20 protein-coding genes and 1 tRNA gene are annotated in these 21,883 nt (G+C 67.3%); 12 read left to right on the top strand and 9 right to left on the bottom strand.

From position 1 onward, the window contains the following. Genes MTBSS4_RS18275 through fabI form a run of 3 tightly spaced genes read right to left on the bottom strand, consistent with a single transcriptional unit; the run spans nucleotide 1 to nucleotide 2,377 of the window. Entirely contained in the window at nucleotides 1-465 is a 465-nt protein-coding gene (locus MTBSS4_RS18275) for a DUF4863 family protein (RefSeq protein WP_173984804.1), read from the bottom strand. Further along, nucleotides 466-1,557: a chorismate synthase gene (aroC, locus tag MTBSS4_RS18280; protein WP_173984805.1), complete on the bottom strand. Its 1,092-nt coding sequence runs from the start codon at nucleotides 1,555-1,557 to the stop codon at nucleotides 466-468. Nucleotides 1,558-1,564: 7 nt separating this feature from the next. After that, a complete protein-coding gene (gene fabI / locus MTBSS4_RS18285) occupies nucleotides 1,565-2,377 on the bottom strand; it encodes an enoyl-ACP reductase FabI (RefSeq protein WP_173984806.1) in 813 nt (270 codons plus the stop codon). Nucleotides 2,378-2,669: 292 nt separating this feature from the next. Between fabI and MTBSS4_RS18290 the strand changes: the two genes are divergently transcribed. The 6 genes from MTBSS4_RS18290 to MTBSS4_RS18315 all read left to right on the top strand — a co-directional run bounded on the left by MTBSS4_RS18290 (nucleotide 2,670) and on the right by MTBSS4_RS18315 (nucleotide 7,912). Next, nucleotides 2,670-3,755 carry a TRAP transporter substrate-binding protein gene (locus MTBSS4_RS18290; protein ID WP_254432651.1) on the top strand — a complete coding sequence of 362 codons (1,086 nt, stop codon included), beginning with the start codon at nucleotides 2,670-2,672 and terminating at the stop codon, nucleotides 3,753-3,755. Between the two features lie 67 nt (nucleotides 3,756-3,822). Then, complete coding sequence (locus tag MTBSS4_RS18295) at nucleotides 3,823-4,380, top strand: TRAP transporter small permease subunit (RefSeq protein WP_173984807.1); 558 nt, start codon at nucleotides 3,823-3,825, stop codon at nucleotides 4,378-4,380. Between the two features lie 11 nt (nucleotides 4,381-4,391). Then, on the top strand, nucleotides 4,392-5,756 hold the full coding sequence (locus tag MTBSS4_RS18300; protein ID WP_173984808.1) for a TRAP transporter large permease subunit: 1,365 nt from the start codon (nucleotides 4,392-4,394) through the stop codon (nucleotides 5,754-5,756). A 21-nt stretch (nucleotides 5,757-5,777) separates the two neighbouring features. Next, on the top strand, nucleotides 5,778-6,605 hold the full coding sequence (locus tag MTBSS4_RS18305; protein ID WP_173984809.1) for a universal stress protein: 828 nt from the start codon (nucleotides 5,778-5,780) through the stop codon (nucleotides 6,603-6,605). Nucleotides 6,606-6,629: 24 nt separating this feature from the next. After that, a complete protein-coding gene (locus tag MTBSS4_RS18310) occupies nucleotides 6,630-7,298 on the top strand; it encodes an SDR family oxidoreductase (RefSeq protein WP_173984810.1) in 669 nt (222 codons plus the stop codon). An 11-nt stretch (nucleotides 7,299-7,309) separates the two neighbouring features. Then, entirely contained in the window at nucleotides 7,310-7,912 is a 603-nt protein-coding gene (locus MTBSS4_RS18315; RefSeq protein WP_173984811.1) for a 2-hydroxychromene-2-carboxylate isomerase, read from the top strand. Nucleotides 7,913-7,954: 42 nt separating this feature from the next. Here the strand turns inward: MTBSS4_RS18315 and MTBSS4_RS18320 are convergent, their stop codons facing one another. Next, on the bottom strand, nucleotides 7,955-8,566 hold the full coding sequence (locus MTBSS4_RS18320; protein ID WP_173984812.1) for a ribonuclease D: 612 nt from the start codon (nucleotides 8,564-8,566) through the stop codon (nucleotides 7,955-7,957). A 95-nt stretch (nucleotides 8,567-8,661) separates the two neighbouring features. Continuing rightward, a tRNA-Leu gene (locus MTBSS4_RS18325) sits at nucleotides 8,662-8,748 on the bottom strand. A 197-nt stretch (nucleotides 8,749-8,945) separates the two neighbouring features. Here MTBSS4_RS18325 and MTBSS4_RS18330 point away from each other — a divergent pair. After that, complete coding sequence (locus tag MTBSS4_RS18330; protein WP_173984813.1) at nucleotides 8,946-9,947, top strand: complex I NDUFA9 subunit family protein; 1,002 nt, start codon at nucleotides 8,946-8,948, stop codon at nucleotides 9,945-9,947. 1 nt (nucleotide 9,948) lies between these two features. Here the strand turns inward: MTBSS4_RS18330 and MTBSS4_RS18335 are convergent, their stop codons facing one another. After that, on the bottom strand, nucleotides 9,949-10,752 hold the full coding sequence (locus MTBSS4_RS18335) for an undecaprenyl-diphosphate phosphatase (RefSeq protein ID WP_173984814.1): 804 nt from the start codon (nucleotides 10,750-10,752) through the stop codon (nucleotides 9,949-9,951). Nucleotides 10,753-10,997: 245 nt separating this feature from the next. Between MTBSS4_RS18335 and MTBSS4_RS18340 the strand changes: the two genes are divergently transcribed. Both MTBSS4_RS18340 and gltB read left to right on the top strand, forming a co-directional pair. Continuing rightward, the gene (locus MTBSS4_RS18340; protein ID WP_173984815.1) at nucleotides 10,998-12,389 is read left to right on the top strand and encodes an NAD(P)-dependent oxidoreductase; all 1,392 of its coding nucleotides are present in this window, start codon (nucleotides 10,998-11,000) and stop codon (nucleotides 12,387-12,389) included. Nucleotides 12,390-12,398: 9 nt separating this feature from the next. Further along, entirely contained in the window at nucleotides 12,399-16,913 is a 4,515-nt protein-coding gene (gene gltB, locus MTBSS4_RS18345) for a glutamate synthase large subunit (RefSeq protein WP_173984816.1), read from the top strand. Between the two features lie 10 nt (nucleotides 16,914-16,923). On the opposite strand, the gene MTBSS4_RS18350 is transcribed toward gltB, so the two are convergent. From MTBSS4_RS18350 to MTBSS4_RS18360, 3 genes are all read right to left on the bottom strand, one after another. After that, nucleotides 16,924-17,664, bottom strand: coding sequence for an SDR family NAD(P)-dependent oxidoreductase (locus MTBSS4_RS18350; RefSeq protein WP_173984817.1), 741 nt, complete (start codon nucleotides 17,662-17,664; stop codon nucleotides 16,924-16,926). Then, complete coding sequence (gene sppA / locus MTBSS4_RS18355; protein ID WP_173984818.1) at nucleotides 17,661-19,448, bottom strand: signal peptide peptidase SppA; 1,788 nt, start codon at nucleotides 19,446-19,448, stop codon at nucleotides 17,661-17,663. Before sppA ends, MTBSS4_RS18350 begins: the two co-directional genes overlap by 4 nt. A 118-nt stretch (nucleotides 19,449-19,566) precedes the next feature. Then, nucleotides 19,567-19,902: a rhodanese-like domain-containing protein gene (locus MTBSS4_RS18360; protein WP_173984819.1), complete on the bottom strand. Its 336-nt coding sequence runs from the start codon at nucleotides 19,900-19,902 to the stop codon at nucleotides 19,567-19,569. Nucleotides 19,903-20,087: 185 nt separating this feature from the next. Here MTBSS4_RS18360 and MTBSS4_RS18365 point away from each other — a divergent pair, with 185 nt between their 5' ends. From MTBSS4_RS18365 to MTBSS4_RS18375, 3 genes are all read left to right on the top strand, one after another. Continuing rightward, the gene (locus tag MTBSS4_RS18365) at nucleotides 20,088-20,567 is read left to right on the top strand and encodes a hypothetical protein (protein WP_173984820.1); all 480 of its coding nucleotides are present in this window, start codon (nucleotides 20,088-20,090) and stop codon (nucleotides 20,565-20,567) included. Between the two features lie 181 nt (nucleotides 20,568-20,748). Beyond that, nucleotides 20,749-21,033, top strand: coding sequence for an STAS domain-containing protein (locus MTBSS4_RS18370; RefSeq protein ID WP_173984821.1), 285 nt, complete (start codon nucleotides 20,749-20,751; stop codon nucleotides 21,031-21,033). Nucleotides 21,034-21,104: 71 nt separating this feature from the next. Continuing rightward, on the top strand, nucleotides 21,105-21,869 hold the full coding sequence (locus MTBSS4_RS18375) for a TerC family protein (RefSeq protein WP_173984822.1): 765 nt from the start codon (nucleotides 21,105-21,107) through the stop codon (nucleotides 21,867-21,869). Nucleotides 21,870-21,883: the final 14 nt, after the last annotated feature.

Here is a 21,883-nt window from a genome sequence, read left to right on the forward strand (position 1 = left end):
CTATTCCTGGAATTCGATCTTTCCGCCGGGCAGCAGGTAGAGCACCAGGGCGCGCCCCCCCTTGACGGTGGGACGGTGGGCCGAGCCGGGGCCGTAGACGCACCAGCCACGGCTCTTGCCGTCGAATTTGGCGGTCTCGTCCACCGGCATCACCAGGCAGACCTCGCCATCGGGATGACGGTGCAGCGGTCCGACCACCTCGGTCAGGTCGACCACGTCGACGCTGAGATCGCGGGTGTCGGGGGTGGCCTCGATCACCCGGCCGAAGCGGCGGCCGGCGCCGCCCTGCGAACACATCCAGCCGGCGGCGATGGCGTCATGGCAGGCCCGCTCGATGGTCCTTATCTCGGGGCTGGCTCCGGGGAAGCGCTGGTTGAGGGCGTCGGCCAGGGCGCGGTCGACCGGCTTGCCGGCGGTGAAGTCGATGACCGGGGCCATCAGGACGGCGAAGTCTTGCTGATTCATTCAGAACCCTCCAGCCTGGGCGCGCAGGCGCAGCAGGTGATCCGCCAAGGTGCAGGCCATCATGGCCTCGGCCACCGGCACCGCCCGAATGGCGACACAGGGATCATGGCGGCCCTTGGTGGAGACGTCCACCTCGTTGCCGTGAACGTCGATGCTTTTCTTCGGCGTCAGGATCGAACTGGTGGGCTTGACCGCCAGACGCACCACCACGTCCTGGCCGGTGGAGATGCCGCCCAGGATGCCGCCGGCATGATTGGACAGGAAGCGGACCCGGCCATCGCCGCCGATGCGCATCTCGTCGGCATTGTCCTCGCCGGACAGGGTGGCGGCCTCGAAACCGGCGCCGATCTCGACGCCCTTGACGGCGTTGATGCTCATCATCGCCTTGGCCAGATCGGCGTCGAGCTTGTCGTAGACCGGCGAGCCCAGGCCGACCGGAACGCCGCTTGCCACCACCTCGACCACGCCGCCGATGGACGATCCCGACTTGCGGATGGTGTCCAGGTAATCTTCCCAGTCCCGGGCCGCCTTGGCGTCGGGGCACCAGAACGGGTTGGCCGTGGTTTCCGCCCAATTCCAGGCGGCGCGGTCGATGGCGTGGCGACCCATGGCGACCATGGCGCCGCGAATGGAGATTCCGCCCGGCGCCAGGGCGTCCAGCACCTTGCGCGCCACCGCGCCGGCGGCCACCCGCATGGCGGTTTCCCGCGCCGAGGAGCGCCCGCCGCCGCGATAGTCGCGGATGCCGTATTTCTGCTGATAGACCCAGTCGGCGTGGCCGGGACGATAGGTGTCCCGGATCTCGCCGTAATCCTTGGAACGCTGGTCGGTGTTCTCGATCAGAAGGCCGATGGGAGTGCCGGTGGTCATCCCCTCGAACACGCCCGACAGTATCCTGACCGCGTCGGCTTCCTGCCGCTGGGTGGTGAAGCGGTTCTGGCCGGGCTTGCGCCGGTCCAGCCAGACCTGGATGTCGGCCTCGGCCAGCGGGATGCGCGACGGCACGCCGTCGACCACGCATCCGATCGCCGGCCCGTGGCTCTCGCCGAAGGTGGTGAAGCGGAACAGGTGGCCGAAGGCGTTGCCGGTCATGGTGGCCTTACACCACCGCGATGTCGGGGGCGTCCACCGCCTTCATGCCGACGACGTGATAGCCGCAATCGACGTGATGGGTCTCGCCCGACACACCGGACGACAGGTTGGACAGCAGATAGAGACCGGCGCCGCCGATGTCTTCCAGGGTGACGTTGCGTTTCAGCGGGCTGTTGTACTGGTTCCACTTCAAGATGTAGCGGAAATCGCCGATGCCCGACGCCGCCAGGGTCTTGATCGGGCCGGCCGACAGCGAGTTGACGCGGATGTTCTGGCCGCCCAGGTCGACGGCGAGATAGCGCACGCTGGCCTCCAGTGCCGCCTTGGCGACACCCATGACGTTGTAGTGCGGCATCACCCGCTCGGCGCCGTAATAGGTGAGCGTCAGCAGCGAGCCGCCGTCGGGCATCAGGGCCGAGGCGCGCCGCGCCACCGAGGTGAACGAGAACACCGAGATGTGCATCGAGGTCAGGAAGTTCTGGAGGCTGGTGTCGGCGTAGCGGCCGCGCAGTTCCTCCTTGTCGGAATAGCCGATGGCGTGGACGACGAAGTCCAGCTTGCCCCATTCCTTCTCGATGGCGGCGAACACCGCGTCGATGGAGGCTTCGTCCGCCACGTCACAGGGCAGCACCAGCTTGGAGCCGACACTTTCCGCCAGCGGCCGCACCCGCTTTTCCAGCGCCTCGCCCTGATAGGTGAAGGCGATCTCGGCCCCCTGGGCACAGGCGGCCTGGGCGATGCCCCAGGCGATGGAGCGATCGTTGGCGACGCCCATGACAAGGCCTCTCTTGCCGGCCATCAAGGGTGCGGGAGCGGTCATGAAAGTCCTCATTCGACGGAAGTGATCGGAATCGACGCCGCACGGAACGGCACCGGCTCCTACATACACGAAACAAGGGGAAGGGCAAAGCTGGATGCTGCCGCCGATCAGGCGGGGCGGCAGGGGCGAAAGTTAGACATTGACGTATTTGGTAAAAAGTTTTATCCATTTCGTGTTTTTGGGCAAAGGCGTTGTGCCGCGCCCTCAGCTGGTGGCCCTAATACCTGACGCAAGCCCAGGACAGGGGATCGCCCGCCACCAACCGCGTTCACGTAATGGGAGGATCAGTCTCATGTCTTGGAAGTCCATGCGCCGCGGCGCCCTTCGCACCCTGGCCGCCTCGGCCGCCACCCTGGCCCTGGCCACCGCCCTCGCCAATCCCGCCGACGCCAAGAGCGACCGGGTCCGCTGGTCGGTTCCCATCGCCTTCGGAACGAACCTGACCGCGCTTGGCGACACCCTGCCGTGGGTGGCCAACAGCCTGACCCAGATGTCCGACGGCAAGATCAAGTTCGAGATCTTCGAACCCGGCAAGCTGGTTTCCGGCATCGAGATCTTCGATGCGGTGTCGTCGGGCAAGGTGGACGCCGGCTATTCCTGGATGGGCTACGAGCAGGGCAAGGTCCCGGCCTCGGTGCTGTTCGGCGCGGTGCCATTCGGCATGGAGCCGTGGGAATTCATGGCGTGGATGTACAACGGCGGCGGCGACGCCCTGCTGAAGGAAGTCTACGCGCCGCACAACGTGGTGCCGGTGTTCTGCGGCATCATCAGCCCGGAAACCGCCGGCTGGTTCCGTTTCGAGATCAAGTCGCTGGACCAGATCAAGGGGCTGAAGATGCGGGCCGCCGGCCTGGGCGGCAAGGTGCTTCAGAAGGTGGGCGCCTCGGTCACCGTGCTGCCGGGCGGCGAACTGTTCCAAGCGCTGGAAAAGGGCGTGCTGGACGCCACCGAGTTCTCGCTGCCGTCAGTGGATCAGCAGCTTGGCTTCTACAAGGTCGCCAAGTTCAATTACTTCCCCGGCTGGCACCAGCCCTACACCGCCCAGTACCTCTACGTGAAGAAGGCTGCGTGGGATGATCTGGCCCCCAACGCCCGCGCCCAGATCGAGACCGCCTGCACCGCCGGCGTCACCATCTCGCTGGCCAAGGCCGAGGCCCTTCAGGGCGGGGTGATCAAGCAGTTCGAGAAGGAAGGCGTCAAGGCGGTCAAGCTGAACGACGACATCCTGCACGCGCTGAAGAAGGCTTCCGACGAGGTCATGGCCGAGGAATCCGGCAAGAGCGCCGAGTTCAAGAAGGTGCTGGAGTCGCAAAAGGCGTTCTCCGCCGTCTACGCCACCTGGAAGGACCTGGGCTACCTGCCCCGCGACTGGAAGTAATCCTCCCCGGCCTCCGCGCCCGAAGGCTCCCACGGCCTTCGGGCGCGGCATCTTGGAGACACACGTCATGAGTTCCGCATCCAAGGGACATGCCGAATCCTTGCCCGAGACCGCCATTTCGCGGGCCATCGGCCGCCTCATCACCGTCATCGGGGAAAGTTCTTCCTGGCTTTGGCTGGTCCTGGTCCTGGTGATCATCGGCCAGGTCCTGCTGCGCTACGTATTCGGCCAGGGATCGATCCTGCTGGAAGAGTTGCAGTGGCACATCTACGGAATCGGCTTCCTGCTGGGAGTCGGCTACTGCCTGCAAGCGGACCGCCATGTGCGCATCGACGTGGTCGCCGAGAAATTCAGCCCCCGCACCCGCGCCGGCATCGAGATCGCCGGCATCGCGATCTTCCTGCTGCCCTTCGCCATCGGCGTGATGATCGAGGGCGGCAAGCTGGCCTATACCGCCTGGCACCTGAACGAGATCTCGGCTGCTCCGGGCGGCCTGTCCCATCGCTGGGTGATCAAGTCGTTCATTCCCCTGGGGTTCGGCCTGATCGCGCTGGCCGCCTTCGCCCGCCTGACCCGCTGCGCCGCCCTGCTGTTCGGCTTCCCCAAGCCGATATCCCGCGATTGAGGGGAGCCGTCATGGAACCGTTTCAGATTCTCGTCACCCTTTATCTGGTGACCTTCATCGCCCTGCTGTTCACCGGCTTTCCCATCGCCTGGATCCTGGGCGGCCTGTCCATCGCCTTCACCGGCATCGGCATCGTGCTGGCCCATTCCTTCGACGTCGACACCTTCCTGCTGAACGACTGGTCCGACTTCGCCATCATCTCGGACCGCATCTGGGCCCAGGTCGGCAACTGGGTGCTGGTGGCCCTGCCCATGTTCATCTTCATGGGCCAGATGCTGGACCGCTCCGGCATCGCCGAGATCATGATGAACAATTTCGTCCGCGCCTTCGGCCGCGTGCGGGGCGGGCTGGCGCTGACCGTGGTGCTGATCGGCGTGCTGCTGGCAGCCTCGACCGGCATCGTCGGCGCCTCGGTGGTGCTGCTGGCCATGATGTCGATCCCGATCATGGAGCAGCACCGTTATTCCAAGGAGCTGGCCACCGGCGTGGTCGCCGCCTCCGGCACGCTGGGCATCCTGATCCCGCCCTCGATCATGCTGGTGCTGATGGCCGACCAGCTGTCGCTGTCGGTGGGCGACCTGTTCATGGGCGCCATGATCCCCGGCGTCGGACTGGGCCTGTTCTACGCCGCCTACGTGGTGGTGCTGGCCAATCTGAAGCCCAAGATGGCCCCCATTCCCACCGACATCCCGCCGATGGACATCAAGGCGGTGCTGGCGGTGATCTGGGCGATCGTGCCGGCCGCCGGCCTGATCCTGGCGGTGCTGGGCACCATCTTCTTCGGCGTCGCCACGCCGACCGAGGCATCGGGGGTCGGAGCCTTCGGCGCCCTGCTGCTGGCCGCCGCCAACCGCAAACTGAACCTGAAGGTGCTGCGGGAAGCCTGCATCGAGACCATGCACACCACCTGCTTCATCTTCGGCATCTTCATCGGCGCCACCGCCTTCTCGCTGGTGATGCGCTCTCTGGGCGGCGACGAGTTCATCGGTGAATTGCTGAAGTCGCTGCCGTTCGGCCCTTCCGGCGTGGTTGTGTTCATCCTGCTGGTCGCCTTCCTGCTGGGCTTCTTCCTCGACTGGCTGGAAATCACCCTGATCATGCTGCCGCTGGTGGCGCCGGTGGTGAAGTCGCTGGGCTTCGATCTGACCTGGTTCGTGGTCATCTTCGCGGTGACGCTGCAAACCTCGTTCCTGACGCCGCCGGTGGGCTTCTCGCTGTTCTACCTGAAGGGCGTCTGTCCCCCATCCATCACCATCGGCCACATCTATCGCGGCGTCATCCCCTTCGTCCTGCTGCAACTGTCCATGATCGTCGCCTGCTTCTACTGGCAGGATCTGATCCTGTGGCTGCCCAAGCAGGTCTATGGCGGCGGCTGAGATCCATCCGGAGTACGAATCATGCCCTATCTCGACATCATGGTGCATCTCGACCGCGGCCGGCATTCCGAGACCCGCCTCGACCTGGCCGCCGGCCTGGCCGCCGGCCTGGGGGCGGGGCTGATCGGATTGCGGGTCGAAAGCCACCCCCACGTTCCCGAGACCTTCCGCGCCGCCATCCGGCCGGAGGCGCTGAAGATGCAGGCCGACGCCATCGCCGCCGATTCCCGGCGGATCGAGGATGGCTTCCGCGCCGCCGCCGCCGCCCGCGGTCTGAAGGTGGAATGGTGGCTGGAGCAGACCGAGACCGAACTGGCCATCGAGCGGGTGTGCCGCCGCGCCCGTCACGCCTCGCTCGCCGTGCTCGGCCAGCAGGCCAGGGACGGCGAGGAGGAACTGCCGGGCGGCGACCTGCTGCACGCCGTGCTGCTGGGCAGCGGCCGGCCGGTGCTGGTGGTGCCGGATGCCGCGACGGCCCCGGTGCCGGGGCGGCGGGTGGCGGCGGCCTGGAACGGCACCCGTGAATCCGCCCGCGCCCTGGCCGACGCCATGCCCTTGCTGGCGGCGGCCGAGGCGGTGCTGGTGGTCCAGGTCGGCGGCGGCGATTCCGAAAGCCTGTCGGAGATCAAGCGCCATCTGGTCCGCAACGGCGTCAACGCCGAGGCCAGGGCGGCGACGCCCGCCGGCCACGACGTGGGCGGGGCCATCCTGGCCGCCGCCGCCGAATTCTCGGCTGATCTGCTGGTCATGGGCGGCTACGGCCATTCCCGCATGCGGGAAGTGGTGCTGGGCGGCGCCACCGCCCATGTGCTACGTCATGCGAACATCTGCCTGCTGATGTCGCATTGACGCCAAGCCCCGGGAGTCGTCGCCATGCCTGCCATCCTGATCATCGGAGCCAGCCGCGGGCTGGGCCTGGAATTCGTCCGCCAGTACGCCGCCGACGGCTGGCGGGTGCTGGCGACGGTGCGCGACCCGCTCAAGGGCCGCGCCGTTTCCGACGCGGGGGCCGAGGTCTATGTCTGCGATGTCGGCGATTGCGCCTCCATCGCCCGGCTGGCGGCGGCGCTTGTCGATATCCGCCTGGACGTGGTCTTGCACAACGCCGGCATCTACGGTGAAAATCAGGGTCTGGGGCAGGTGGAGGCCGAGGCCTTCATGACGGTGATGCGCATCGACGCCCTGGCGCCACTTCTGACCGCCCAGGCCCTGGCCGGCCGGCTGGGCGAAGGGGGGATCTTCGCCGCCGTGTCGTCCAACATGGGCTCCATGGCCGACAATTCGTCGGGCGGCTCCTACGCCTACCGGGCCGCCAAGGCGGCGCTGAACATGGTCGTCCGCAACCTGTCCATCGACCTGGCGCCAAAGGGCGCGCGGGCGGTGGCGCTGTCGCCGGGCTGGGTGCGGACCGACATGGGCGGCCCCGACGCGCCGCTGGAGGCGCCCGAGGCGGTGGCCGGACTGCGCAAGGTTCTGGCCGGGCTGTCGGAACGCGACAACGGCCGCATGATCCATTACGATGGACGCATCCTGGAGTGGTAGGGAGGCGCCAGATGAGCGACGACGTTGAATTCTACTTCGACTTCTCGTCCCCATACGGCTATTTCGCCTGCCTGCGGGTGGACAAGGCGCTGTCCCGGTTCGGCCGGAAGGTGGCGTGGAAACCGATCATGATCGGATCGGCCTTCAAGGCGTCGGGCAACCTGCCGCTGGTGGACCAGCCGCTGAAGGGCATCTATTCCCGCCATGACTGGGACCGCATGGGCCGCCTGCTGAAGGTCCCCTACCGCATGCCCGACCGGTTTCCGGTGGCGTCGCTGCCGCCGTCCCGGGCCTTCTGGTGGCTGGACGGGCGGGACCCGGCCCTGGCCCGGCGGTTCGCCCTGGCGGTCTATCACGCCTATTTCGCCGAGAACCGCGATATTTCCGAAACCGCCATTACCCTGGACATCGCCGGATCGCTGGGCGTCGACACCGCGGCGCTGCAGGCGGCGCTGCAAGACCCCGCCTGCAAGCGACGCCTGAAGGACGAGACCGAGGCCGCCATCGACAAGGGGGTGTTCGGCTCGCCGTTCTTCATCGTCGACGGCGAGGGGTTCTGGGGCGCCGATCGGCTGGACATGGTGGCCGAATGGCTGGAACGGGGCGGCTGGTAGGAACCGGCCGCACGGGCGCGGCCCCCCGCCCCGTCCGGGGCGTCAGTGAGCGAAGATGTCCTCTTCCTCCCAGCCGGCCAGGTCGAGCTCGGCCCGGTCGGGCAGGAAGGCGAAGCAGGCCTCGGCCAGGGCGCGGCGGCCCTCGCGGTCCAGCAGGGTCTCGAACCGTTCCTTCAGCTGATGCAGATAGAGAACGTCCGAGGCGGCATAGGCCAGCTGATCCTGGCTGAGGGAGGCGGCCCCCCAATCCGAGCTTTGCTGCACCTTGGACAGATCGATCCCCAGGAATTCCTTGCACAGGGTCTTGAGGCTGTGGCTGTCGGTATTGGTCCGGGTCAGCTTGGAGGCGACCTTGGTGCAGAACACCGGGGCGCAGCGCACGCCGAGATGGCGGCGGATCATCGCCAGATCGAAGCGGGCGAAGTGGAACAGCTTCACCACCTTGGGATCGGCGAACAGCCGGACCAGATTGGGCGCGTTCCAGCTGGGCCCGGGGAAGTGGACCACATGGGCGTCGCCGTTGCCGTCCGACAACTGGATCACGCACAGGCGGTCGCGATGAAGCTTGAGCCCCATGGTCTCGGAATCGATGGCGACCACCGGGCCGAGGGCCACATCCGCGGGAAGGTCGTTGACATGGTAGAATACGGTCACGGTCCGCTCCGTTGCTATCCCAGGGGGGAGAGTGGCTCCGCGTCCGTCATCTCCATCGCTCCCACCCCGTCGTCATCGAAAGGGTGGGAGGGAGATGGTGCCCAGGAGAAGACTCGAACTTCCACGACATCACTGCCACACGGACCTGAACCGTGCGCGTCTACCAATTCCGCCACCTGGGCAGGTAGCCTCTCGAACAGCCAAGCCGTCCGAGGCGCGAAGAAATATGCGACCCGGCCCGCCGTGTCAACGGTGATTTCACATCGATTTTCGATTTCCTTGCGCGCGGCCTTTACAGGTTTCCGTCTTATGGGCTAGCTTCCCACCCGAATGTGGGGGAATGGCGACAGCCGTCCTCATGACGACAGGAGGGGTGCGGATGACTCGGCGTCTGGTCACGGTGTTCGGAGCTTCGGGATTCATCGGCCGGACGCTGGTGCGCCGGCTGGCCGCCCAGGGCTGGGTGGTGCGGGCCGCCGTCCGCGACCCCATCGCCGCCGAGTTCCTGAAGCCCATGGGCGATGTCGGCCAGGTGACGCCGCTGCGCGCCGACATCAACGACGCCAAGGCGGTGGCCATGGCGGTGGCCGGGGCCGACGCGGTGGTCAATCTGGTCGGCATTCTCTATGAAAGCGGCCGCGCCACCTTCGAGGCGACCCACGTCAAGGGCGCCGCCAACGTCGCCGCCGCCGCCAAGGCCGCCGGAGTGCCCCGTCTGGTCCAGATGTCGGCGCTGGGCGCCGACCGCAATTCCGAATCCGCCTATGCCCGCAGCAAGGCCGGCGGCGAGGAGGCGGTGCTGGCCGCCTTCCCCGGCGCCACCATCATCCGCCCCTCGGTGGTGTTCGGCCCCGACGACGATTTCTTCAACCGCTTCGGCAAGATGGCGATGATCTCGCCGGTGCTGCCGGTGTTCACCGCCGATGGCTTCAAGCCGGTCTGCCGCGACGGCGTCTGCGCCATCGACCTGTTCGGCTCGGGCGGCCCCATTTTCCAGCCGGTCCATGTGGGCGACGTCGCCGCCGCCATCCTGGCGGTGCTCGACGATTCCCGCCTTGCCGGCAAGATCTACGAGCTTGGCGGCCCGCGCCGCTATTCCATGAAGGAGATCATGGAACTGGTCAACCGGACCACCGGCCACCGCCGCATGCTGGTGCCGGTTCCGTTCGGCCTCGGCATGCTGAAGGCCACCTTCCTCCAGATGCTGCCCAAGCCGATGCTGACCAGGGATCAGGTCAAGCTGATGAAGGTCGACAACGTGGTGCGCGGGGGCAAGCCGGGACTGGCCGAACTGGGCATCGCCCCGGTGGCGGCTGAGGTCATCCTGCCGCTCTACATGAAGCGCTACGGCCGGCCGGGCGCGCCCGAGGCGGCGGCGTAGGCTACGCCCGAACCCACAGCGCCCAGACCAGGGCGCCCAGGCCGAACAGGATGCGCAGCACGGCCAGGGGCGCGAAGCTCCGGCGCTCGACCCATGCCATCATGCCGGCCACCGCCAGTAGCGAGACCGCCCCCGCCGCCGCCGCCGCGATCGCCAGGTCGGCGGACAGGATCACTTCGGTTCGCCGGGACAAGGTCCAGAAGGTGAAGCCGGCATGGCCCAGGATCAGGGGCATGGCCAGCAGCAGCGAAAACCGGGCCGCCGCCTGACGTTCCCACCCCAGCAGGCGGGCCATGGTGATGACGGCGCCGGTCCGCGACACCCCCGGAATCAGCGCCGCGATCTGAAGCAGCCCAAGACCGGTCGAACTGGCGAAGCCCATGTGCTCGATCCGGCGCACCGTCACCCCCAGCTTGTCGCAGGCCAGCAGCAGGACGCCGCCGCCGAGAATGAGGGCGGAGACGGTGACCGGCCCGATCAGGCCGGCGGCCCGGTCGATCAGGTACCATCCCGCCACCGCTGCCGGGACGGTGCCGGCCAGGACATGGAGGAACAGACGCGAACCGCTATCCGGCTTGCCCTTCAGCAGCCGCCAGATGCCGGCGGCCATGCCCCCGACGTCGCGCCAGAAATAGACAGCCAGAGCCAGCAGAATGCCGACATGGGCGGCGACGGACAGGGCGGCGCGGCCTTCGGGGGTGCCGGCGAGCATGGGCAGGGCGGCCAGATGCCCGGAGGCCCCCAGCGGCAGCGCCTCTCCCAACCCCTGAATCAGGGCGATCAGCAATACGTCGAATAACGTCAAACCGGTATCCCCCCGATGCGACCCGTTCTTATACCACCGCCTGGGGGCAACCTGAAAGGGGAACGGGAAACGACCGGAATGGGACTAAAATATCTGCCTCTGCGGATAAGTCCGGAATATCATGCCGCCACCTGCAGATACCCCTGCACAATAGGTCAGCGTTGCTGACGCATATAGCTGATTTCAATTGAACGGACGCATCGCCTGACGTAACATCCGGCCATCCGCCTCCGGAGGACTCCGCCATGCCCCGCAAGATGCTGCAATTCACCCACCTTCCCCAGCGCCAGCCGGACAAGCGCGGCGCGGCGGAACGGCGCGGCGATTTCGGCGAGATCAGCAAGGCCTTCACCGAATCCTCGGCCGGCGAGCAATCATCGCGTTGCGAGCAATGCGGCATCCCGTTCTGCTCCATCCACTGTCCGCTGGGCAATAACATTCCCGACTGGCTGATGCTGGTGGCCGCCGGGCGGATGGAGGAGGCCTACGCGGTATCGTCGGCCACCAACACCTTCCCCGAGATCTGCGGCCGCATCTGTCCCCAGGACCGGCTGTGCGAGGGGTCCTGCGTGCTGGAGCAGTCCAGGCATGGCAACGTCACCATCGGCGCGGTGGAAAAGCACATCACCGAGACCGCCTTCGCCGAGGGCTGGGTGCGGCCGGCGCTGCCCGCCATCGAACGGGGCGATTCCATCGGCATCGTCGGCGGCGGCCCCGCCGGACTGGCGGCGGCCGAGGCGTTGCGCCGCAAGGGCCACGGCGTCACCGTCTACGACCGCCACGACCGCATGGGCGGATTGCTGATCTACGGCATCCCCGGCTTCAAGCTGGAGAAAAGCGTGGTGGAGCGGCGCATCCGCCTGCTGGCCGAATCCGGCGTGCGCTTCGTCACCGGCACCGCCATCGGCCGCGACGTCCCGTTCGATGAATTGCGCGCCCGTCACGACGCGGTGCTGATCGCCACCGGGGTCTACAAGGCCAAGCCGCTGGGAATTCCCGGCGACGACCTGCCCCATGTCCATGCCGCGCTGGATTACCTGATCGCCCAGAACCGCCGCGACCTGGGCGATTCCGTCCCCCTGCTCGACGCCAGGGGCAAGGATGTCGTGGTGATCGGCGGCGGCGACACCGCCATGGATTGCGTGCGCACCGCCATCCGCCAGGGCGCCAAATCGGTGAAGTGCCTGTATCGCCGCGACCGCGCCAACATGCCCGGCAGCAAGCGCGAGGTCAGTCATGCCGAGGAGGAAGGCGTCGAATTCGTCTGGATGGCGACGCCCGAGTCGATCACCACCGAGGGGGTTCGCGCCAACCGCATGCATCTCGGCATGCCGGACGCCTCCGGCCGCCAGAGCCCGGTGGTGATCGAGGGCTCGGCCTTCACCCTGCCCGCCGGCATGGTCATCGCCGCCCTGGGCTTCGACCCCGAGGAGATGGCGATCCCCGGCCTTGCCCTCAGCGCCTGGGGCACCATCGAGACCGACGACGGCCTGATGACCAGCCTGGACGGCGTGTTCGCCGCCGGCGACATCAAGCGCGGCGCCTCGCTGGTGGTTTGGGCCATCAAGGACGGTCGCGACGCGGCCGAATCCATCCACCGCTATGTCAGCGCAAAGACCGCCCAGGCGGCGGAGTAGGAAAACGCCATGTCCGATTTCATCGCCGAATACCTCGCCAACCAGGCCATTCTCGAAGCGGCCGGCATCGACACCGCCCCCCGCGACGCCTGTGGCGTCGGCATGGTCGCCGCCCTGGACGGAAAGGCGCGGCGCGACGTGGTGGTGGCCGGCATCGAGGCATTGAAGGTGCTGTTCCATCGCGGCGCGGTCGACGCCGACGGCAAGACCGGCGACGGTGCCGGCATCCATGTCGAGATTCCGCAGGATTTCTTCAAGGCCCATATCCGCCACCAGGGCCACGAGCCGGTGGCCGGCCATCTGGCGGTGGGCATGGTGTTCCTGCCCAAGACCGATCTGGGGGCGCAGGAGCGCTGCCGCTGCATCGTCGAGACCGAGATTCTCAATTTCGGCTACACCATCTATGGCTGGCGCCAGGTGCCGGTGGACGTCGCCGTCATCGGCGAGAAGGCCAACGCCACCCGCCCCGAGATCGAGCAGATCATGGTGGCTAACACCCTGGGCACGCCGGAGGACCGGTTCGAGGCCGACCTGTTCATCATCCGCCGCCGCATCGAGAAGCGGGTGCTGGCCGAGCACGTCACCGACTTCTACATCTGCTCGCTGTCGTGCCGCTCGATCATCTACAAGGGCATGTTCCTGGCCGAACAGCTGACCACCTTCTATCCCGACCTGCTGGACGAGCGCTTCGTGTCGCGCTTCGCCATCTATCACCAGCGCTATTCCACCAACACCTTTCCGACCTGGCGGCTGGCGCAGCCGTTCCGCATGCTGGCCCACAACGGCGAGATCAACACCCTGACCGGCAACATCAACTGGATGAAGGCGCACGAGCCCCGCATGGAGCACGAGGTCTTCGGCCAGGCCATGGACGATCTGAAGCCCGTGGTCCAGCCGGGCGGATCGGATTCGGCGGCGCTGGACAACGTGTTCGAGGTGATGTGCCGCGCCGGCCGGCCGGCGCCGCTGGTCAAGCAGATGCTGATTCCGGAATCCCTGGGTTCCAACGCCATGATGCCCGAGGCGCACCGCACCTTCTTCGGCTACTGCAATTCGGTGATCGAGCCGTGGGACGGCCCGGCCGCCATCTGCGCCACCGACGGCGCCTGGGCGGTGGCGGGCGTCGACCGCAACGGCCTCAGGCCCATGCGCTTCACCATCACCCGGGGCGGGCTGCTGATCCTGGGGTCCGAGACCGGCATGGTCAAGGTGGCCGATTGCGACGTGGTCGAGAAGGGCCGGGTGGGACCGGGCCAGAGCATCGCCGTCGAGTTGGGCTCCGGCCGCCTGTACCGCGACCGCGAGATCAAGGACGTGCTGTCGGCGCGCAAGGATTACGGCGCCTGGGTCAAGCGCATCACCGAGCTGGATTCCCTGGTCAGGACCGGCGCGCCCGAGCCGGCCGAGCTGTCGTCGGAGGAATTGCGCCGCCGTCAGGCCGCCTACGGCCTCACCATGGAGGACATGGAACTGATCCTCCAGCCCATGGTCGAGGAGGCCAAGGAGGCGGTGGGCTCCATGGGCGACGACACACCCTTGGCGGTGCTGTCCGAGGGCTATCGCGGCCTGCACCACTTCTTCAAGCAGAACTTCAGCCAGGTCACCAACCCGCCGATCGATTCCTTGCGCGAATCCCGGGTGATGAGCCTGCGCACCCGGCTCGGCAATCTCGGCAACATCCTGGACGAGGATGAAAGCCAGTGCGACCTGCTGCAACTGGAAAGCCCGGTTCTGTCCAACGCCGAGTTCGCCGCCATGCGCAAGCACATGGGCGAACTGGCCGGAACCGTCGACTGCACCTTCGATCCCCGGGGCGGCGACAACGCGCTGAAGGAGGCCCTGAGCCGGGTGCGCAACGAGGCCGAGGACAAGGTCAGGGGCGGCTGCACCCACCTGATCCTCACCGACGAGGCGGTGGGGCCGGACCGCGCCCCCATTCCGATGATCCTGGCCGCCGGCGGCGTCCATTCCCATCTGGTGCGGGAATCGCTGCGCACCTGGACCTCGCTCAACGTCCGGTCGGGCGAGTGCCTGGATGTGCATTACTTCGCGGTGCTGATCGGCGTCGGCGCCACCACCGTCAACGCCTATCTGGCGCAGGAAGCCATCGCCGAGCGCCAGCGGCGCGGCCTGTTCGGCGCCATGGCGCTGGAGGAATGCGTGCGGCGCTACAAGTACGCCCTGGACCAGGGACTGCTGAAGATCATGGCCAAGATGGGCATCTCGGTGGTCAGTTCCTATCGCGGCGGCTACAACTTCGAGGCGGTGGGCCTGTCGCGCACCCTGGTGGCCGAGTTCTTCCCCGGCATGACCTCCCGCATTTCCGGCATCGGCCTCACCGGCATCCAGAAGAAGACCATCGAGCAGCACGGCACCGGCTTCGCCGGCGCGGCCCCGGTGCTGCCCATCGGCGGTTTCTACCGCTTTCGCCGGGGCGCCGAGGCCCATTCCTTCGACGGCACCCTGATCCACCTGTTGCAGATGGCGGTGGCCGACGATTCCTACGCCCTCTACAAGAAATATTCCGAGGGCATGCGGCGCCTTCCCCCCATCACCATCCGCGACCTGCTCGACCTGCGGCCGGCGCCCCAGTCCATCAGCCTGGACGAGGTGGAAAGCATCACCGAGATCAGGAAGCGCTTCCTGACCCCCGGCATGAGCCTGGGGGCGCTGAGCCCCGAGGCGCACGGAACCCTGAACATCGCCATGAACCGCATCGGCGCGAAAAGCGTGTCGGGCGAGGGCGGCGAGGTCCGCGACCGCTACCGCCCGCGTCCCAACGGCGACAACGCCAATTCGGCGGTCAAGCAGATCGCGTCCGGCCGCTTCGGCGTCACCGCCGAATACCTGAACATGTGCCGCGAGATCGAGATCAAGGTGGCCCAGGGCGCCAAGCCCGGCGAGGGCGGCCAGTTGCCCGGCTTCAAGGTCACCGCCGAGATCGCGGCGCTGCGCCACGCCACGCCGGGCGTCATGCTGATCAGCCCGCCGCCCCACCACGACATCTATTCCATCGAGGACCTGGCCCAGCTGATCTACGACCTGAAGCAGATCAACCCCGAGGCCCGCGTCACCGTCAAGCTGGTGAGCCGCTCCGGCATCGGCACCATCGCCGCCGGCGTCGCCAAGGCCAAGGCCGACACCATCCTGATCTCCGGCCATGTGGGGGGCACCGGCGCCAGCCCGCAGACATCGATCAAGTTCGCCGGCCTGCCGTGGGAACTGGGCCTGTCGGAAGCGCATCAGGTGCTGACGCTGAACCGCCTGCGCCACCGGGTGAAGCTGCGCGCCGATGGCGGCCTCAAGACCGGCCGCGACATCGTCATCGCCGCCATGCTGGGGGCCGAGGAATTCGGCATCGGCACCACCTCGCTGATCGCCATGGGCTGCATCATGGTGCGCCAGTGCCATTCCAACACCTGCCCGGTGGGGGTCTGCACCCAGGACCCGGCGCTGCGCCAGAAGTTCGGCGGCAGCCCGGAAAAGGTGGTGAACCTGTTCAGCTTCATCGCCGAGGAGGTCCGCGAGATCCTGGCCGGCCTGGGCGTGCGCTCGCTGGCCGAGGTGATCGGCCGCACCGACCTGCTATGCCAGGTCAGCCGCGGCGCCTCGCATCTCGACGACCTCGACCTCAATCCGCTGCTGGCCCAGGCCGACACCGGCGGCTTCCCGCGCTATTGCGCCGAGGAAACCGGCAACGCCGTGCCCGAGACCCTGGACGCCCGCATGATCGTCGACGCCCGCCCGGCGCTCGACGACGGCGAGAAGATGCAACTGGACTACAACGTCCGCAACGTGGAACGCGCCATCGGCACCAAGCTGTCCCATAAGATCTTCAAGAAGCACGGCATGGCCGGCCTCGCCCCCGGCCAGGTCACCGTGCGGCTGCGCGGCTCGGCCGGGCAAAGCCTGGGCGCCTTCGCCGTCCAGGGGCTGACCCTGGAAGTGTTCGGCGATTCCAACGATTACGTGGGCAAGGGCCTGTCCGGCGGCACCATCATCGTGCGGCCGCCGGTGGCCGCACGGCTGAAAAGCCAGGACAACACCATCATCGGCAACACCGTTCTCTACGGCGCCACGGCGGGCAGGCTGTTCGCCGCCGGCCAGGCGGGCGAGCGCTTCGCCGTCCGGAATTCCGGCGCGGTGGCGGTGATCGAGGGCTGCGGCTCCAACGGCTGCGAATACATGACCGGCGGCACCGCCGTGATCCTGGGGGCGGTGGGGGCCAACTTCGCCGCCGGCATGACCGGCGGCATGGCCTTCGTCTACGATTCCGACGCCAGCTTTCCCAGGCGGGTCAATCCCGACACGGTGGTCTGGCTGCGCCCCGAGGCCGCCCATTGGCAGGATGTGCTGAAGGCGCTGGTCAAGGAACACGCCGAGGTCACCCAATCGGCGTGGGCCGAGGCCATCCTGGCCGATTGGGATCGCGAGCTTCTCAAGTTCTGGCAGGTGGTGCCCAAGGAAATGCTGAACCGGCTGGAACACCCGGTCAGCCGCGAGGCCATCGCGGCGGCGCAATAGCCTTCGTCCGTCAGTACAGGTGCTGGCCGCCGGTGACGAACACCTCGCTGCCGGTGACGTAGGCGAAATCGTCGCCGCACAGGCGGAACACCGTGCCGGCGACGTCCTCCGGCGTGCCCATGCGTTCCAGCGGGATGCGCGGCACCAGCGCCTCGTATTCCGGCGAGATCATGGCGGTGCGGATCTCGCCTGGGGCCACCGCGTTGACCCGCACCCCCAGTTGCGCCATCTCGGCCGCCATCTCGCGAGTCAGGCCGGACAGCGCCGCCTTGGAGGTGGAATAGGCCGACCCGGCGAAGGGGTGGACGTAATGGCCGGCGATGGAGGTGATGTTGACGATGGCCCCCTTGCCGCGATGAAGCGCGCTGGCGAAGCCCCGGGCCAGGCGCAACGGCGCGAAGAAATTCAGCTCGAACACGTCCTTCCAGCCGTCGATGGGACCGTTCAGCACGCCGAGGCGCTCGCGATAGGGGGTCTTGGGGCTGACGCCGGCATTGTTGATCAGCGCGTGCAGCGGCGCCTCGCCCAGGATGGCGTTGGCCTCGGCCACGAAGGATTGGGCGCTGTCCGGGTCGGCCAGGTCGGCGACGATGTGGCTGGCCCAGTTGCGGTCCATCATGCATTCCTTGGGCACATCGGCGCGGGCGCAGGTGATGACCCGCCAGCCCTCGGCCAGGAAACGCCGCGCGATGGCGTGGCCGATGCCCCGGCTGGCGCCGGTGACGACGACGGCGCGGGTGTCGCCGCTCACCGCCGCGTCCCCGGAGGATCGATGGCGGAAGGCAGGCGCAAGACGGATTCGGCGGGCGAGGCGGCCAGCGGCGCCAGCCGCGACAGCACCGGTTCCAGCACCGCCAGGCCGCGCAGCAGGGACGCCATCTGGCGGCGCTCGGCCACCGAGCCGCCGGCCATCAGTTCGGCCAGCATTTCCCACGGCTTGCGGGGGCGGGGAAACGGCACCAGCCGCAGGGGATCGTCGGGCTTCAGCCCCGCCACCTCGCGCACCATCGCCTTGGCCTCGTGCAGACCGCCCAGCCCGTCCACCAACCCCAATCCCTTGGCGTCGGCCCCGGTCCAGATGCGTCCGCGCGCCACCTGGTCCATGCGGTCGGGGGGGATGCCGCGTCCTTGCGCCGCCTTGCCGGTGAAATCGGCGTAGATATGATCCAGCAGGGCGTCGATGCGCGCTTGCGCCTCGGGCGAGAACGGCCGGTTGGCGCTCCAGATGGCGGCATTCTCGCCGCGATGCATCTCGTCCCACGATACGCCCAGCTTCTTCCAGAACTCATCCAGCACCATCTTGCCGGTGAACACGCCGATCGACCCGGTGACGGTCCCCGGCTGGGCGACGATGCGGTCGGCGGCCATGGCGACGAAATAGCCGCCCGAGGCCGCCATGTTACCCATGGAGACCACCACCGGCTTGCCGGCCTCGCGGGCGCGCCTGACCTCGTTCCAGACCGTGTCCGAGGCGGTGTAGGAACCGCCGGGGCTGTCGACGCGGAACAAGATCGCCTTGATGGCGTCGTCGTCGACCGCGTCGCGGATCGCCTCGGCGACGGTCCGCGAGCCGAAATCCGGCTCGGAACCGAGCCCGCGATGGGATTCGCCGCGATGGATGGCGCCGCGGCCGCTGATCAGGGCGATCCTGGAGCCGCGCTCGGGACCGAGATGGTCGGCGTAATCGGCCACGTCCATCTCCTCGGCGGCGCTGTCGCCATCGCCGGCGATGGCGGCCCAGGCGGCATCGCGATAGCCGATCTGGTCGACCAGTCCGGCGGCCTTGGCCTCGGAGGCCAGGAACGGCCCCTTGCCCAGCAGCCCCTTGACCGCGTCGGGCGGCAGCCTGCGGCCCGAGGCGATGCCGGCGGCCATCTGTTCGGCCAGCGAATCCATCAGCCGCCCCAGATTCTCGCGGTGCGCCGGGGTAAAGCCGGTCTCGGTGAACATGTCGATGGCCGATTTGTACTCGTGGCGGCCGGAGAACTGGGCCTTGATGCCCAGCAGGTCGAGGGTGCCCCGGATGAACGGCGCCTCCACCATCAGGCCGGTCAGCCCGACGTCGCCGGAGGGTTGCAGCCAGATGCGGCCGAAGGCGGAGGCGAGGTAGTAGTCCAGGGTGCCGCTGCCACCCTCGCCCATGGTCTCGGCGAACAGCAGGCTCGGCTTGCCGGTGGCGCCAAAGCGCAGCACCGCGTCGCGCAATTCCTGAATGTCGCCCAGGCCGAGCCGGACATGGCCCAGGGTGGCGAACAGCCCGACCACGCGGGGATCGACGGCGGCGCGATCGATGGCGGCGACAACCTCGCCCAGGACATAGGTCCTTTCGTTGGACAGGGCGGCCAGGGGATCGGCGTCGGAGGTGTCGCGGAAACGGGCGTCGAAATCCAGCGACAGCACCGCCGTCCTGGGCAAATCATGCTCGGTGCGGGGCGAGATGTGATAGGCGACCCACACCCCGGCACCGGTGGCGGCCAGCGCAAGCAGGCCGACGACGGCGAGCAGGACAATCAGGATTCGACCGAGACGGCGCATGTCCTCACCCGTTCAGAGACGTTCCCCTCCGATGTAGACCTCCCCGGGGCAAAAGAAAAGGGCGACCATCCCAAGATGATCGCCCAGGCCGTCGAGCCGGACCGGAGAGGGGGGGGGGTCAGGCCTGGCTGATGGTGGGAAGGCCGGCGTCGCGCCAGGCGTTGAGACCACCCTTCAGGTGGATGGCCCAGCCCTGGCCGGATGCGATCAGCTTGCGGGCCACGGCGGCCGAGCGCACGCCGCCCAGGCAGGAGATGATCACCTTCCTGCCGGGAAAGCTGGGCCAGGTCTCGACCTCGAAATCGCTCATGGGCGAGAGGATCGATCCCTCGATGTGGGCCTCGGCGAATTCCTCGTCCTCGCGGACATCGACCAGAACGGCCTCGCCGGAATCCAGCATCGCCTTGACGGTCTCGGGCTCCAGCTCGATCAGGCCGATTTCGGAAGCGCTCATGGCAATGATCCTTGTGCGAGGGCATTTAGCGTCGTTGATATGGTGATACCGCATTGCGGCACCTAATTCAACACAAAAATACGCACAATGCCGAAATAGGTTAAAATAATAACACATGTATTTTGTTAAATGCGGGGGCCGGCCGCATTGACGCCGCCGCCGCCGCCGCCTAATCTCGCGCCGCCATGCTTCGATACGCCATTCCCATCGCCGCGCTGCTGGTCGCGACCGCCCTTCCCGCCACCGCCCAGGACCACGGGCGGCCGGCGGCGCTGGTGGGAATGCAGCCGTTGCCCGAGACCGAAACCCCGGATATCGACGCCCTGCTGCGGGCGCACTGGCGGGCGTATTACAACAGCGGCGCCCGCCATGGGTTCTTCCGCGATCAGGTCCGCGCCGGCCGCATCGACCTGAACGAAGACGGGCAGATGGAATTGCTGCTGTTGATCGATTCCCCCGACTGGCAGGGCGACAGGGGCCGACCCTTGCTGGTGGCGCACTGGACCGCCAGGGGCTGGGCCGCCATCGGCTGGGGCTTCGCCGATTCCGACGGGGTGTTCGTCACCACCGAACGGGCGAAAGGCTGGGCCACCATCGAAACCCCGACCCAGTGGCTGCATTGGACCGGCTCGGCATACCGGGCCGAGGACAAGCCCGGGCAATAACCCGCCGCCCCACCCGACCCGTCCGAAGGCCATATCCGTCATCGATGAAAATCGATTTACCGAAATTTTATACTCTGGTATGTATGCATTTATACTAACAGCATAACGCCACCACAGAAGGCTACTACCATTCAGGCATAGCATCCAGACCCAGCCCCATCAGGGGGGAGAGCGTGCCAACATGACCTGTCTTGTCGCCCATACCGCGACCGAAACCATCATCAAGCTGTCCCGCTCCCCGGACCAGGATGCGTTCGAAGCGGCCCGGATCGGCCTGGAAGGCGCCCTTGACCGCGACATCGCCAGGATCATCGTCGATCTGACCGGCCTGCGGCAGGCGGACCCGGCGCTGGAAGACCTGCTGGAGGAGCTGCGCCGCCAGGCCGGCCAGGCCGGCATCGCCTTCGAACTGCGCAACCTGTCCGAAGACCTGGAACGGCGGCTGAGGATGGTCTGCCCGCCGTAAGGGGGGTGGAATCCATCCGGAAATCCCCTACATTCGCCGGGTCGCGTTTCAAGCAAGGGGATCATTCGATCATGGAATGGCTTTCTGACCCGCAGATCTGGCTGAGTCTCGCCACTCTTTCCCTGCTCGAAATCATCCTCGGCGTCGACAATCTCCTTTATCTCGCCATTATCTCCAATCGCCTGCCCGAGCATCTTCGCCCGGTGGGAAGGCGGCTGGGGCTGATCTTCGCCCTGGTCACCCGTGTCATCCTGCTGGCCTCCATCAGCTGGATCGCCGGACTGGTCGAACCGGTCTTCTCCATCTGGAACCATCCGGTCAGCTGGCGCGACATCATCATGATCGGCGGCGGCCTCTTCCTGGTGGCAAAGGCCACCCACGAGATTCACGGCAGCCTGGAAGGCGACGGCGACCAGGACGGCCCCGCCGCCGACCCCGCCGCCGCGGCGGCGGCGGCCAAGGCCGGCATGACCGCCGTCATCATCCAGATCGCCCTGCTCGACATCGTCTTCTCGCTGGATTCGGTGATCACCGCCGTCGGCATGGCGGACAATCTGTGGGTGATGATCGCCGCCGTCGTCCTGGCCTCCATCGTCATGGTGATCGCCGCCAATCCGCTGTCCGCCCTGATCGAGCGGCACCCGACCATCAAGATGCTGGCCCTGTCCTTCCTGCTGCTGGTGGGCATGACCCTGGTGGCGGAGGGAACGGGCTTCCATGTGCCGAAGGGATATCTCTACTTCGCCATGGGGTTCTCGCTCGGCATCGAGATCCTCAACCTGCTGGCGCGGCGCGGCCGCCGCGCCCCGGTCAAGCTGCGCACGCCGGTGCCGTGATCCTTCACCCCCCG

Source organism: Magnetospirillum sp. SS-4 (assembly GCF_902729425.1).
In the GTDB taxonomy this organism is placed as follows: Bacteria; Pseudomonadota; Alphaproteobacteria; order Rhodospirillales; family Magnetospirillaceae; genus Phaeospirillum.